Raw genomic sequence first — 13,116 nt, forward strand, 5'->3', positions numbered from 1 at the left:
GGGCCCTCGGAAGCGCGGGCGGATGAGCGGCTGGCGGCGTGGGCTGGGGGGGCTGTGGCAGCGCGACGCACCGGCCATCGTCTGGGGGGCCGTCCTCCTGTTTATGATCCTCGTGTCGGCGATCGGTCCGTTCTTCCTGCCGTCGCCCGATGCCATCGAGCCGGCCAACCGGCTGATGCCACCGTCGATGGCGCACCCGTTCGGCACCGACGAGTACGGCCGCGACCTGCTGTCCCGCGTCGTCTCCGCGGGTCGGGTCTCGCTCGGACTGGGCGTTCTGATCACGTTCGTCGCGGTGCTGATGGGCACCCTCGTCGGCTCGATCGCCGGCTTCTACGAACGGTCCGCCGGGGTGCTGATGCGGCTCATGGACGCGTTGATGGCCTTTCCGGCGATCGTGCTCGCGATCGCACTCGTCATCTCCCTGCGGTCGGGGATCTGGAGCGAGATCATCGCCCTCGGAGTTGTCTTCATCCCCTACGTCGCCCGGGTGGTGCGCAGCCGCGTCCTCACCCTGCGGGAACGCGGGTACGTCACCGCGGCACGCGCGGCGGGCGTCTCGGGGCCGAAGATCCTGCTCACCCACATCCTGCCGAACGCGGCGCCGGCGATTCTCGTGCAGGCGGTGTTCGTCTACGCCTCGGCGCTGCTCGCCGATGCCGCGCTCAGCTTCCTCGGCCTGGGCGTCCAGCCCCCCACGCCGACCTGGGGGAACATGATCGGCGAAGCGCGCACTTTCATCACGCTCGCGCCCGGCTTCATGATCTTCCCCGGTCTCGCCATCGTGATCAGCGTGATGGCGCTCAACATGGTCGGCGAAGGGGCGCGTGGCCTCATCGACCAGCGTGCCCGGGCGGTGCTCGAGCTGGAGCGGGTGCGGAAGAGGCAGGCCAAGGAAGAACGCCGCCGACGCGCCGCGCAGGGTTCCGTCATCGACTAGCGGCAGGTCCAGCAGCCGCCGCGGCCGGACCGCCGCGCGGCACAGACGAGAGGAGTGTGCGTGAGCGGCAACGAGTTGTGGGCGACGTCGGCGACAGAGCTGGCAGGGATGATTCGGTCGAAGTCCGTCTCGCCGGTCGAGATCCTCGACTCGGTCCTGGACCGGATGGACACCGTCGAGCCGACGGTCCACGCCTTCATCACCGTCACCGACGACCTGGCGCGGAGCGAGGCGGCTGCCGCGACGGAGCGGGCCCAGCGTGGCGAGCTGGTCAGTGCCATGGACGGCATCCCCTACTCGATCAAGGACCTGGAGAACACCGCGGGAATCCGGACCACCTTCGGGTCGATGTTCTTCACCGACAACGTTCCTGACACGGACAGCGTGGTCGCCGGCCGGCTGCGCTCGAGCGGTGGCGTGCTGCTCGGCAAGACGAACACGCCCCACTTCGGTTACAAGGACATGGCGGACAATCTCGTCGCCGAGACAACCGTCAACCCCTGGAACATGACCCGCACGGTCGGTGGTTCCTCCGGTGGTGCCGCTGCGGCCGTGACCGCAGGGGTGGGCCCGCTGGCGCAAGGATCGGACGGGGCCGGGTCCATCCGCATCCCGGCGGCCCTGTGCGGCGTCGTCGGCTTCAAGCCGTCGTTCGGTCGGATCCCGGTGCACCCGGGCCGCGAGTACTGGTCCCACCGCACGCACAACGGCCCTCTTACCCGCACCGTCGCCGACGCCGCGCTCATGACCGCGGTGATGGCCGGCAACGACGACCGCGACGCCTTGTCGCTCACCTCCGACCTCGAGGCATTCACGCCGCTGCCGCCGTCGGAGCGTCCGCTCGCCGGCCGCAAGATCCGGTGGAGCCCAGACCTGGGATACGGGATCGTCAGTGCAGAGGTGGCAAGCATCGTCGCGGGCGCGGTGCGGTCGCTGGAGGAGCTCGGCTGCTGGGTCGAGGAGAAGGCCCCCGGATGGGACGACCCCAGCAGCTTCCACCGAGTCATCTACACCAGCCAGATCGCCGCCGGGATCGGGCCGCTCGCCGACCGTCATCCGGAGTGGGTCGAGGACACCCTGATGCAGCTGATCTCGGTCGGCAGGTCGTTCTCGGCGGTCGACCTGAAAACCGCGGAGATCAAACGGGGTGCTCTCTACAACGCCGCCCGAAGCCTCTTCGAGGACATCGACTTCCTGGTCACGCCGGCCATGCCGCTCGAGGCGTGGTCTGCGGAACCCGGTTCCGGCCTGCGGGAGATCGACGGCACGCCGCTGCCGGCCGACATGGGGCGGTCCTACGCGGTCAACCCGTTCAACCTGACCGGCCAGCCGGCGATCAGCATTCCGTGCGGCTGGACCGAGGCCGGTCTTCCGGTCGGTCTGCAGATCGTCGGGCGGCGGAACCGCGACATCGATGTGCTGCAATTCGCGCACGTGCTGGAGCAGCACCTGTCGCTCATGGACCGGTGGCCGTCGTTGCCCTGACCGAGCCGCCGATCATTCGTAGACGGAGGGGCACGACCATGCTCGTGCAACCGCGTCAAAGCCGTCCCCGTGCGTCGTCCGTTTCATCACGATGGAGCGCTCGTGCCAGGCGCAGTTGGTCGCCGAGGCTGCGGGGACCCCATCCTCATCGATCACGAGACAGCGGAACGGACCTAGCGCGAGATCGGCGGCCCCGAATCGGCGTGGCTTAGCTTCCAGCCCTGTAGGAGAACATGCTGAGGATGCAGCCGGACCTGTGTGACTGATCAAAGAGAAGAACCGGCAGAATTGGCCGCGGATCACGGGCGCGCCCCCACTCCTCACCGAATCGGCGCGGTACCAGGCCCAGGGGGCACAGTTGCCAAAGATCGTCGACCACAACGAACGCCGTCAGGCCGTCATAGAGGCGACGTGGCGCGTCATCGCCCGGGAGGGCATCGCCAATGCGACCACCCGGGAGATCGCCCGGGAGGCCAACTGCTCCAGCGGCATCCTGGCGCACTACTTCAAGGACAAGGCCGACATCATGGCCTCCGCGATGCTTGCCGCGCACGCCGAGGTGCACGTGCGTCAGGATCCGCGGCTGACCGGTCTTGCCTCCGTGCGTCAGTACATGCTGGAGTGCCTGCCCCTGGACGAGCGGCGTCGCTTCCTGGCCGTCATCGAGGTCAGCTTCTGGGGGCAGGCGGTCGGCAACCCCCGGCTCATCGAGGTCTACACCAACGAGGTGGAGAGTTTCCGTCGGAGGTTGCGCATCCGCCTGCTCGAGGCGCGTGACCACGGGGAGCTCAAGCCCGAGGTCGAGGTCGAGGCGGTCGTGCACGAACTCCACGTGCTGATGGACGGGCTGAGCATCCAGGCGGCGCTGCACCCACACAGCGCAACGAAGAAAGACCAGGTCGCAATGCTGGACGCCGTCCTGGACCGGGTGCGCAATCACGGGGCGTGAGCCTCCGGACGAACCGCGCCGGAGGCGGCGGCTCCTCAGATGGGCGCGACCGCCGACCAGCGCACGGTGACCTCTCCGTGCCGCCACCGCCGGCTCGAGCCCACCAGCGGCCAGCCCTGCTCGCCCAGCGCCTCCACCGCCGCCGTCCACCGCTGCCGGGGGCCGAACGCGCTCATCCCGGCCGCGGCGGCCCAGGCGGCGTCGAAGGCGCGCAGGAACGCGTGCACCGGCTGCCCCGGCACGTTGTGGTGGATCAGCGCCTTGGGCAGCCGCTCGGCGAGGTCCGACGGCGTGGCGATGTCGGACACCCGGGCGGCCAGCGTGAGGGTGAGCGGACCGTCGGCGTCGAGGGCCACCCAGGCCGAGCGGCGGCCCCACTCGTCGCAGGTGCCCTCGACGAGCAGCCCGCCGGGCGTCAGCGCCCCGCGCATCGTGTCCCAGGCGCGGGCGGCGGACTCCTCGTCGTACTGGCGCAGCACGTTGAAGGCGCGCACCAGCACCGGCTGCAGCCCGGCCAGCTCGAAGCCGCCCACCCGGAAGTCCACCCGCGGCGGGTCCCGGTCGGCCGCCACCGCGGTCACGCGCTCGGGATCGATCTCCAGGCCCACGACCTCCAGGCCGTCGACCTCGGGCCCGAGCCGGTCCACGAGCTCCAGCGTGGTGACGGCGGACGAGCCGTAGCCCAGGTCGACGACGAGCGGTCGCGCCGAGTCGCGCAGCCGCGGGACCTGGGTGGCGACGAGCCAGCGGTCGACCCGGCGCAGCCGGTTGGCGTTCGTCGTGCCGCGGGTGGGCAGGCCCAGCGCCCGCGCCCGGCCGGCGGCCAGCCGGGGTGCCTTGCGGGCCGGCTGAGGGGACAGCGAGGCCCGGCGCTTGTGCTCGTTGCCCGCCTCGCTCACCGGGCGGAAGCGTAGTCCCGGCTACCGTCGACCCCGTGCAGGTGCGATCCGACGTCCCGCTGGCGGAGCTGACCACCCTCGGCGTCGGCGGCCCCGCCGAGCGGTTGATCGAGGTGGAGACCGCTGCCGAGCTGGTGGCTGCGGTGCGCGACGCCGACGAGGCCGGCCGCCCGCTGCTGCTCGTCGGCGGGGGGTCGAACCTGATCGCGCCCGACGAGGGCTGGCCCGGTGACGTCGTCGCCGTCCGCAGCCGGGGCATCGCGCGGACCGGGGACCGGCTGACCGTGCAGGCGGGGGAGGACTGGGACGCGCTGGTCGCGCACACCGTCGAGCACGGGCTGGCCGGCATGGAGGCGCTGTCGGGCATCCCCGGCTCCACCGGGGCCACGCCGGTGCAGAACGTCGGCGCCTACGGCCAGGAGGTCGCGCAGACGATCACCGCCGTCCGGGTGTACGACCGCGCCGAGAAGACCCAGCGCCTGCTCGCTCCCGCCGAGTGCGGCTTCGCCTACCGCGACAGCCGGCTCAAGCGCGAGCCCGGCCGCTTCGTCGTCCTGGACGTGACCTTCGCGCTCGACCCCGGCGAGCTGTCGCGGCCGGTGGCCTACGCGGAGCTGGCCCGCAGCCTCGGCGTCGAGGTAGGGCAGCAGGCTCCGCTGGCCGACGTCCGGGACGCCGTCCTCGCGCTGCGCCGGGGCAAGGGCATGGTCTGGGACCCGGCCGACCCCGACAGCCGCAGCGCCGGGTCGTTCTTCACCAACCCGATCGTGCCGGTGGCGCGGGCCGTCGAGGGCTGCCCGGGCTGGCCCGCCGGCGACGGCCTGGTCAAGCTCAGCGCCGCCTGGCTGGTGCAGCACGCCGGGTTCGGCCGGGGTACCCGGTACGGCCACGTCGGGACGTCGTCGCGGCACAGCCTGGCCCTCACCACCGAGGACGGCGCGACGGCGGCCGAGCTGCTCGCGTTCGCCGACCGCGTCGTCGCCACCGTGCGCGAGCGCTTCGGCGTCACCCTCGACCGCGAGCCGACGACCGTCCGTCCCTGAGGTCAGCCGCGGGTCAGGTCCAGGTGCATCACGTGCAGGCCGACGTAGCCGTGCTCGGGGTGCTCGAAGGCGCCGGGCACCGTGCCGACGATGCGGAAGCCCAGCGAGCGCCACAGCGCCACCGCGCCGGTGTTGGTCTCGACGACGGCGTTGAACTGCATCGCCCGGTAGCCGGCCGCGCGCGCCCACCCGACGACGTGCTCGCCCAGCGCCCGGCCGATGCCGCGGCCCTGCGCCGCCGGATCGACCATGAAGCCCGCCGTCGCCACGTGGGACCCGCGCCCCGGCCGGTTGGGGCCGGCCTTGGCGGTGCCCAGGACGGCATCGCCGTCGACGGCCACCACGGTGCGGCTCGGCGGCGGCTCCATCCACACGGCCCGCGCCTGGTCGGACGACAGCCCCGCCGGATAGGTGTAGGTCTCCCCGGCATCGACGACCGCCCGGAAGATCGGGTGGATGGCCGGCCAGTCGGCGTCGGTCGCCTCGCGGATGCGCACGGGCCCGGTCATCCGTCCCGGGCCACCTTGTGCTGCGCGGCCTGCGCCCGCGGGCGGACCACCATGAGGTCGACGTTCACGTGGTGCGGCCGGGTCACGGCCCAGGCGATGCAGTCGGCCACGTCCTCGGCGACCAGCGGCTCGCGCACCCCGCGGTACACCGCGTCGGCGGCGTCGGCGGACCCCAGCCGGTTCAGCGAGAACTCCTCGGTGTGCACCATCCCGGGCGCGATCTCGATCACCCGCACCGGCTCGCCGGCGAGTTCGAGGCGCAGCGTCTCGGCCAGCGTGTGCACCCCGTGCTTGGCCGCCGTGTACGACGCTCCGCCCTCGTAGGAGATCAGGCCGGCGGTCGAGCTCACGAACAGCACGTCGCCGGCGCCCGAGGCCCGCAGCGCCGGCAGCAGCGCCGTGGTCAGCCGCACCGTCCCGAGCACGTTGACGTCGTAGGTGCGCGCCCACGAGTCGAGGTCCGCCTCGGCCACCGGGTTGGCGTCGAACGCCCCGCCGGCGTTGTTGACCAGCACGTCCACCCGGTCCAGCGCGCCGGCGAACGCCGCCACCGACGCCGCGTCGGTCACGTCCAGGGGCAGGGCCCGGGCGCCGATCGACCCGGCGAGGGCGGTCAGCCGGTCGGCGCGGCGGGCCCCGACGACGACGTCGAAACCCTCGGCGGCCAGCCGGGCGGCCGTGGCCGCGCCGATGCCGCTGGAGGCGCCGGTGACGACGGCGGTTCGGCCCGTCCCGGGCAGCGTGGGGTACCCCGACGGGGCGGGGAGTGAGGGACCTGACATGTGCCCATCCTGGCGCTGATGCAGGATGGGGGACCGACAGGGGTGCCGGTGGTGGGCCCTCGCGGGAGCAGAGCGGAGGTCCACGTGCCCGTTCGTCGCTTCTCCCGGCCGGGTCTGCCCTCGCGGGTGGCCACCCTCTCGGTGCACACCAGCCCGCTCGACCAGCCCGGCGCCGGTGACGCCGGCGGCATGAACGTCTACATCGTCGAGGTCTCCCGCCGGCTGGCCGCGCGCGGCATCGCCGTCGACGTGTTCACCCGGGCCACCTCCAGCGAACTGCCGCCCGTGGTGGAGATGAGCCCCGGGGTCACCGTGCGGCACGTCAGCGCCGGGCCGTTCGAGGGCCTGGGCAAGGAGGAGCTGCCCGCGCAGCTGTGCGCCTTCACCGCGGCGGTGCTGCGCGAGGAGGCCCAGCACGAGCCGGGCTACTACGACGTCGTCCACTCGCACTACTGGCTCTCGGGCCAGGTGGGCTGGCTGGCCCGGGACCGGTGGAGCGTGCCGCTGGTGCACACCGCGCACACCCTGGCCAAGGTGAAGAACGAGGCCCTGGCCGCCGGCGACCGCCCCGAGCCGCGGGCCCGCGTGATCGGGGAGGAGCAGGTCGTGGCCGAGGCCGACCGGCTGATCGCCAACACCGACGAGGAGGCTCGCCAGCTGGTGCGCCTGTACGGGGCCGACCCCGCGCGCACGCTCGTCGTGCCGCCCGGCGTCGACCTCGACCGGTTCACGCCCGGCAGCCGGGCCGCGGCCCGGCGGGCCGTCGGGGTGGCCGACGACGCCGTCGCCCTGCTGTTCGTCGGCCGGATCCAGCCGCTCAAGGCGCCGGACGTCCTGCTCGCCGGCGCCGCGCGGATGCTGGCCGAGGCCCCCGCCCTCCGCGCCCGCCTGGAGGTGCACGTCGTCGGCGCGCCCAGCGGCTCGGGGCTGGCGGCGCCCCGGCAGCTCGAGCAGCTGGCCGTCGCCCTGGGCATCGCGGACGTGGTCCGGTTCCACCCGCCCCAGCCACCCGACCGGCTGGCCGAGTTCTACCGCGCCGCCGACGTCACCGTGGTGCCCAGCCACAACGAGTCCTTCGGCCTGGTGGCGCTGGAGTCGCAGGCCTGCGGCACCCCCGTCGTCGCCGCCGCCGTGGGCGGGCTGCCGACCGCGGTCCGCGACGGAGTCTCCGGCGTGCTGGTCGACGGCCACGACCCGGCCGACTACGCGGCCGCGGTCCGGGCGGTGCTGGCCCGCCGGGAACTGCTCGCCGCCGGCGCCCGCCGGCACGCCGCCCGCTTCTCCTGGGACCGCACCGCCGACGCCCTCGTCGACGCCTACGTCTCGGCCGCGGCCGAGATGGCGACCGGGCCGGCCGCCCCGCTGCGGGACCGGCGTCCCGGCCCGCTGCGGGCGCTCCCCGGGTTCGGGGTGGCCCGGTGAGCCGGGCGATCGAGGAGCTCGACGCCGTCATCGAGCAGACCCTCCGGGACAGCGAGCTGGTGCACGAGCACCCCCGGCCGGGCACCTGGCTGGTCGACCTCCCGGGCACCAAGAAGCTGAAGACGGTCTGCGGGCTGATCGTGGGCGAGCACGCGCTGCGGGTCGAGGCGTTCGTCTGCCGCCAGCCCGACGAGAACCGCGAGCAGCTGTGGACCTACCTGCTGCAGCACAACGCCCGCATGTACGGCGTCGCCTACTCGGTCGACTCGGTCGGCGACGTCTACCTGACCGGCCGGCTGCCGCACGCCGCGGTCACCCCCGAGGAGCTCGACCGGATCCTGGGCTCGGTGCTCAGCTACGCCGACGACCACTTCAACACCATGCTCGAGATCGGCTTCGGCACCTCGATCCGCCGCGAGTGGGAGTGGCGGGTCAAGCGCGGGGAGTCCCTGCGCAACCTGGAGGCGTTCGCCGCCTTCGTCGACCCCTCGCACCGCGCGGGCGGGCGCCCCGCCGGCGCCGACCCGGCCCCCGGGGCGTGACGGCGACGGACAAGCCGCAGCCGGGCGCCGTCGCGCCCGGTGAGGAGCGGGGTCCCGGCTACGAGCGCCGGTGGTGGGTGCTCGCCACCATGACCGTCTGCCTGCTCGTGGTGATCATGGGGAACACCATCCTCAACGTCGCCATCCCGACCCTCCAGCGGGAGCTGGGGGCCACCCAGGGCGAGCTGCAGTGGGCCGTGGACGCCTACATCCTCGTGTTCGCCGGCCTGCTGTTCTCGTGGGGCGTGATCGGCGACCGGATCGGCCGGCGCCGGGTGCTGCTGATCGGGCTCGGGATCTTCGCGGTCGGCTCGGTGCTCGCCGCGTTCAGCGACAGCGCGCTGGAGCTCATCGGGTGGCGGGCGGTGATGGGCATCGGCGGCGCCGCCGTCCAGCCGACGACGCTCGCGGTGATCACCAACGTCTTCCCGGGGCGGGAGCGCGGCCGCGCCATCGGGGTGTGGGCCGGTACCGCCGGGATCGCGGTCGCCGGCGGGCCGCTGGCCGGCGGCGCCGTCCTGGAGCACTTCTGGTGGGGTGCGGTCTTCCTCGTGGGCGTCCCCGTCGCCGTCCTCGGGATCGTGGCGGTGCTGGCCGTCGTCCCCGAGTCCCGGGACCCCCACCCCGGGCGGCTGGACGTGCCGGGCGTGCTGCTGTCCATCGTCGCCCTGGCCGGGCTGGTGTTCGGCATCATCCGGGGCGGCAGCGGCGCGGGGTGGACGTCGCCCGGTGTGCTGGTGCCGCTGGTCGGCGGCGTGCTGCTGCTGGTGCTCTTCGTCTGGCTGCAGCGCCGGTCGGCCCATCCCGCGCTGGACGTCTCGCTGTTCCGCAACCCGGCGTTCTCCGCGGCCGCCGGGGCGCTCGGCCTGAACTTCTTCGCTCTGCTCGGCGCGACCTTCTACCTCGTCTACTACCTGCAGGGCGTGCGCGACTACAGCCCGCTGCAGAGCGGCGCGGCGCTCATCCCGGTCGCCCTCGGCATGGCGATCATGGCGCCGAACAGCTCCCGGCTGGCCGAGCGGTTCGGGGCCAAGGCCGTCTGCGCCACCGGGTTCCTGCTGATCGCCCTCTCCTTCGCCGGCGTGCAGCTGCTCGACCTCACCTCGCCGGTGTGGCTGCTGCTGACCGTGCTGTCCGTGCAGGGCGTCGGCATGGGGGCGGTGATGGCGCCCGCGACCGAGTCGATCATGTCCGTCGTCCCCCGCGAAAAGGCCGGTGCCGGGGCAGCGGTCAACAACTCCGTGCGCCAGGTGGGCGGGGCCCTCGGCGTCGCGATCCTCGGCTCCCTGCTGGCCGCCACCTACTCGGCGCAGCTCGGGTCCGCGGCCGAGGGCCTGCCCGCCGGAGCGCGCGAGGACGCGCGCCACTCGATCGTGGCGACGCTGGAGGCGGTCCGCGGGGCGCAGGCCGAGGGGACGCCGGAGGCGGCCCGCGCCGCCGCCGCGGTGGTGGAGCCGGCCCGGGAGGCGTTCGTCACGGCGATGCACGTGACCGCGATCGGCACCGCGGCCGCGACCCTCATCGCGGCGGTGGTGGTGCTGATCTGGCTGCCGGGCCGGCCGAAGCGGGTGTCCTCGGTCACGCAGTGACTCGATAGGGCAACGGAGGGTTGACGCTCGCCGGTCCGTTGCCCAGGCTGACCGCGACGCGAGCGGGGCTCCCCCGCGCCGAACGGAGGGAGTCCGCCGTGCCCGACCACGCCCACGACCAGGGCCCGGGGCGCCGCGACCCCTTCGCACCGCTGCTGCAGAACCCGCTGGCGGCAATGCTCCGGGAGCACAGCCGCGCCGGCGAGGCGACCCACTCCGTGCCGACCGGTGGGGCACCGCTGCCGGTGACCACCTACGCCGACGGCCGGGCCCGGATCAACCTGGGCACCGGCAACTACCTCGGGCTGGCCGGCGACCCGCGGGTCGTCGAGGCCGCGGCGGCCGCGCTGCGCCGCTACGGCACCAGCGCCTCGGGCAGCCGGGTGCTCAACGGCACCACCGCGCTCCACCTGGAGCTCGAGGAGGAGCTCGCCGACCACTACGGCACCGAGGCGGCGGTCCTGACCTCCTCGGGCGTCAACGCCAACCTGGCGCTGCTGTCGACCGCCTGCGGGCCCGACGACGTGCTGCTCGTCGACGCCCACGTGCACGCCAGCCTGCACGCCGCCGCGGCGGCCAGCCGGGGCACGGTCGTGCGCTGGCGGCACAACGACCTCGAGTCCCTCGCGGAGCGGCTGGAGGGCGTGGACCCGCGTGCCGGGATCGTGGTCGTGGTCGACGGCGTCTACTCGATGACCGGTGAGCTGGCCCCGCTGGCCGGGCTCGTGGCGCTCTGCGAGCGGTACGGGGCGCGCCTGGTCGTCGACGAGGCGCACGGCCTCGGGGTGCTCGGGGCCGCCGGGCGGGGCGCCGCCGAGCAGGTCGGGGTGCTCCACCGGGTGGACGCGGTGACCGTGGCGCTCAGCAAGTCGCTGGCCAGCGTCGGCGGCGCGGTGCTGACCTCGCGCGCCGCCGCCGACGGCATCCGCGCCGGCGCCATGCCCTACGTCTTCAGCGCGGGCAACGACCCCGCCTCGGTGGCGGCCGCGCTCGCCGCCCTGCGCATCCTGCGCAGCGAGCCCGAGCGGCTCACCCGTCTCCAGCACAACGGGGAGCTGCTGCGCCGCGAGCTGGCCGCGGCGGGGGCCGCCCCGGTCCCGGGCCGCGGCGCGGTCCTCGCGGTGCCCACCGGGACCGAGGAGGTCACCGCGGCGGCGTGGCGGGGCAGCTTCGACGCCGGCGTCTACACGAACGCGGTCGCCTACCCGGCCGTTCCGCGCGGCAAGGGCGTGCTGCGGCTGACCGTCATGGCCACGCACACCGACGAGCAGCTCCGCGAGGCCGCGCACGTGGTGGCCGCCGCGGTCCGCGCCACCCGGGACGGGGAACGCGAGCTGGCCTTCGCCTGACCGGGCTGCCGGGGTCCCGTCCGACGGCGCTGCTGCCCGCGCGGACGCCGTCGGGCAGGATGATCGCCGTGACGACCTCCCCGGGAACCCTGGTGCTGCTCCGCCACGGCGAGAGCGAGTGGAACAAGGCCAACCTCTTCACCGGCTGGGTGGACGTCCCGCTGTCGGAGAAGGGCCGGGCCGAGGCCGCCCGCGGCGGCCGGCTGCTCGCCGAGCACGGGCTGCTGCCCGACGTCTCGCACACCTCGCTGCTCCGGCGGGCGATCATGACCGCCGAGCTGGCCCTGCACGAGGCCGACCGGCAGTGGATCCCGGTGCACCGCTCCTGGCGGCTCAACGAGCGGCACTACGGCGCGCTGCAGGGCAAGGACAAGGCCGCCACCCTCGCCGAGTACGGCGAGGAGCAGTTCATGACGTGGCGCCGGTCCTACGACACCCCGCCGCCCCCGATCGAGCCGGGCAGCGAGTACTCGCAGGACGGCGACGCCCGCTACTCGTTCCTGCCGCCGGAGGCCCGCCCGGCCACCGAGTGCCTGGCCGACGTCGTCGTCCGGATGCTGCCCTACTGGTACGACGCGATCGTGCCCGACCTGCGCCTGGGCAAGACGGTCCTGGTCGCCGCCCACGGCAACAGCCTGCGGGCGCTGGTGAAGCACCTCGACGGCATGAGCGAGGACGACGTCGTCGGCCTGAACATCCCCACCGGGGTGCCGCTGCGCTACGACCTCGACGCCGACCTGCGCCCCACGAAGCCCGGCGGCGAGTACCTCGACCCCGCGGCGGCCGCAGCCGCCATCGAGGCCGTCCGGAACCAGGGCAAGAAGTAGGCCCTAGACCGCGTAGCGCTCGCCGGTGACCAGGTAGACGACCCGGCGGGCGACGCTGACCGCGTGGTCGGCGAAACGCTCGTAGTAGCGCCCGAGCAGGGTGATGTCGATGGCCGTCTCGATGCCGTGCGGCCAGTCGTCGGAGAGCAGCTGCCGGAACAGCCCGCGGTGGATCTGGTCCATGTCGTCGTCGTCGGTCTCGAGCTCGCGCGCGGCCTCGAGGTCGCGCTTGGCGATGACCGTGGCGGCCTTCGTGATGAGCAGCTCGGCGACCTGACCGGCCTCCAGGAACGCCGGGCGGACGTCCTGCGGCACGGCGTGGTCGGGGAACCGCATCCGGGCGACCTTCGCGATGTGCTCGGCGAGGTCGCCCATGCGCTCGAGGTCGCTGACGATGCGCATCGCCGTGGTGATGATCCGCAGGTCGCCGGCCACCGGCTGCTGGCGCGCGAGCAGCGTGAAGCAGCGCTGCTCGATGCTCTCCCGGGTCGCGTCGATCTCCTGGTCGCCGGCGATCACCAGGTCTGCCAGGGCGACGTCGGCGTCGAGCAGCGCGGTCGTCGCGGTCCCCATCGCCGAGCCCACCGAGTTGGCCATGGCCACCAGGCAGTCGTTGATGTCGTCGAGCTCCTCGCGGTAGCTGTCCCGCACGGTCGTCCTCTCGTCGTGGTTCCCCGGCGACAGTAGGCGCGCCGGGGGCCGGCCCGGCCGCCACCGGGTGAACGTCGGCCCCCCGCGCGGTGAACAGTGGCCCGTCCGAGCGGTGAACCTCTCGCCGAG

General features: G+C 73.7%; 13 protein-coding genes. 9 read left to right on the forward strand and 4 right to left on the reverse strand.

Translation table 11 applies throughout. The features are described from left to right. Positions 1-22: 22 nt before the first annotated feature. The 3 genes from ACI790_RS08310 (at position 23) to ACI790_RS08320 (ending at position 3,374) form a co-directional block, all read left to right on the forward strand. Positions 23-940, forward strand: coding sequence for an ABC transporter permease (locus ACI790_RS08310; protein WP_456569322.1), 918 nt, complete (start codon positions 23-25; stop codon positions 938-940). Between the two features lie 108 nt (positions 941-1,048). Then, positions 1,049-2,425: an amidase gene (locus ACI790_RS08315; protein ID WP_456569469.1), complete on the forward strand. Its 1,377-nt coding sequence runs from the start codon at positions 1,049-1,051 to the stop codon at positions 2,423-2,425. A 358-nt stretch (positions 2,426-2,783) separates the two neighbouring features. Continuing rightward, entirely contained in the window at positions 2,784-3,374 is a 591-nt protein-coding gene (locus ACI790_RS08320) for a TetR/AcrR family transcriptional regulator (protein WP_456569323.1), read from the forward strand. Between the two features lie 35 nt (positions 3,375-3,409). Here the strand turns inward: ACI790_RS08320 and ACI790_RS08325 are convergent, their stop codons facing one another. Continuing rightward, on the reverse strand, positions 3,410-4,273 hold the full coding sequence (locus ACI790_RS08325) for a class I SAM-dependent methyltransferase (RefSeq protein ID WP_456569324.1): 864 nt from the start codon (positions 4,271-4,273) through the stop codon (positions 3,410-3,412). Between ACI790_RS08325 and ACI790_RS08330 the strand changes: the two genes are divergently transcribed. Further along, positions 4,207-5,316, forward strand: coding sequence for a UDP-N-acetylmuramate dehydrogenase (locus tag ACI790_RS08330; protein WP_456569325.1), 1,110 nt, complete (start codon positions 4,207-4,209; stop codon positions 5,314-5,316). The genes ACI790_RS08325 and ACI790_RS08330 overlap by 67 nt on opposite strands. Before the next feature lie 2 nt (positions 5,317-5,318). Here the strand turns inward: ACI790_RS08330 and ACI790_RS08335 are convergent, their stop codons facing one another. Together ACI790_RS08335 and ACI790_RS08340 are read right to left on the reverse strand one after the other, a co-directional pair. Beyond that, a complete protein-coding gene (locus ACI790_RS08335) occupies positions 5,319-5,825 on the reverse strand; it encodes an N-acetyltransferase family protein (protein WP_456569326.1) in 507 nt (168 codons plus the stop codon). After that, the gene (locus ACI790_RS08340) at positions 5,822-6,607 is read right to left on the reverse strand and encodes an SDR family oxidoreductase (protein ID WP_456569327.1); all 786 of its coding nucleotides are present in this window, start codon (positions 6,605-6,607) and stop codon (positions 5,822-5,824) included. The genes ACI790_RS08335 and ACI790_RS08340 overlap by 4 nt, the downstream gene beginning before the upstream one ends. 84 nt (positions 6,608-6,691) lie before the next feature. Between ACI790_RS08340 and mshA the strand changes: the two genes are divergently transcribed. From mshA to ACI790_RS08365, 5 genes are all read left to right on the forward strand, one after another. Further along, entirely contained in the window at positions 6,692-8,029 is a 1,338-nt protein-coding gene (gene mshA / locus ACI790_RS08345) for a D-inositol-3-phosphate glycosyltransferase (protein ID WP_456569328.1), read from the forward strand. Then, positions 8,026-8,571, forward strand: coding sequence for a YbjN domain-containing protein (locus tag ACI790_RS08350; RefSeq protein WP_456569329.1), 546 nt, complete (start codon positions 8,026-8,028; stop codon positions 8,569-8,571). Before mshA ends, ACI790_RS08350 begins: the two co-directional genes overlap by 4 nt. Then, positions 8,568-10,160: an MFS transporter gene (locus ACI790_RS08355; RefSeq protein ID WP_456569330.1), complete on the forward strand. Its 1,593-nt coding sequence runs from the start codon at positions 8,568-8,570 to the stop codon at positions 10,158-10,160. Before ACI790_RS08350 ends, ACI790_RS08355 begins: the two co-directional genes overlap by 4 nt. Before the next feature lie 98 nt (positions 10,161-10,258). Next, on the forward strand, positions 10,259-11,509 hold the full coding sequence (locus ACI790_RS08360; RefSeq protein ID WP_456569331.1) for an aminotransferase class I/II-fold pyridoxal phosphate-dependent enzyme: 1,251 nt from the start codon (positions 10,259-10,261) through the stop codon (positions 11,507-11,509). Between the two features lie 59 nt (positions 11,510-11,568). Beyond that, positions 11,569-12,336 (forward strand): phosphoglyceromutase, encoded by a 768-nt coding sequence (locus tag ACI790_RS08365; protein WP_456569332.1) that lies wholly within the window; start codon positions 11,569-11,571, stop codon positions 12,334-12,336. A 3-nt stretch (positions 12,337-12,339) separates the two neighbouring features. On the opposite strand, the gene phoU is transcribed toward ACI790_RS08365, so the two are convergent. Beyond that, entirely contained in the window at positions 12,340-12,987 is a 648-nt protein-coding gene (phoU, locus tag ACI790_RS08370; protein WP_456569333.1) for a phosphate signaling complex protein PhoU, read from the reverse strand. Positions 12,988-13,116: the final 129 nt, after the last annotated feature.

This window comes from Blastococcus sp. SYSU DS0539 (assembly GCF_054050855.1).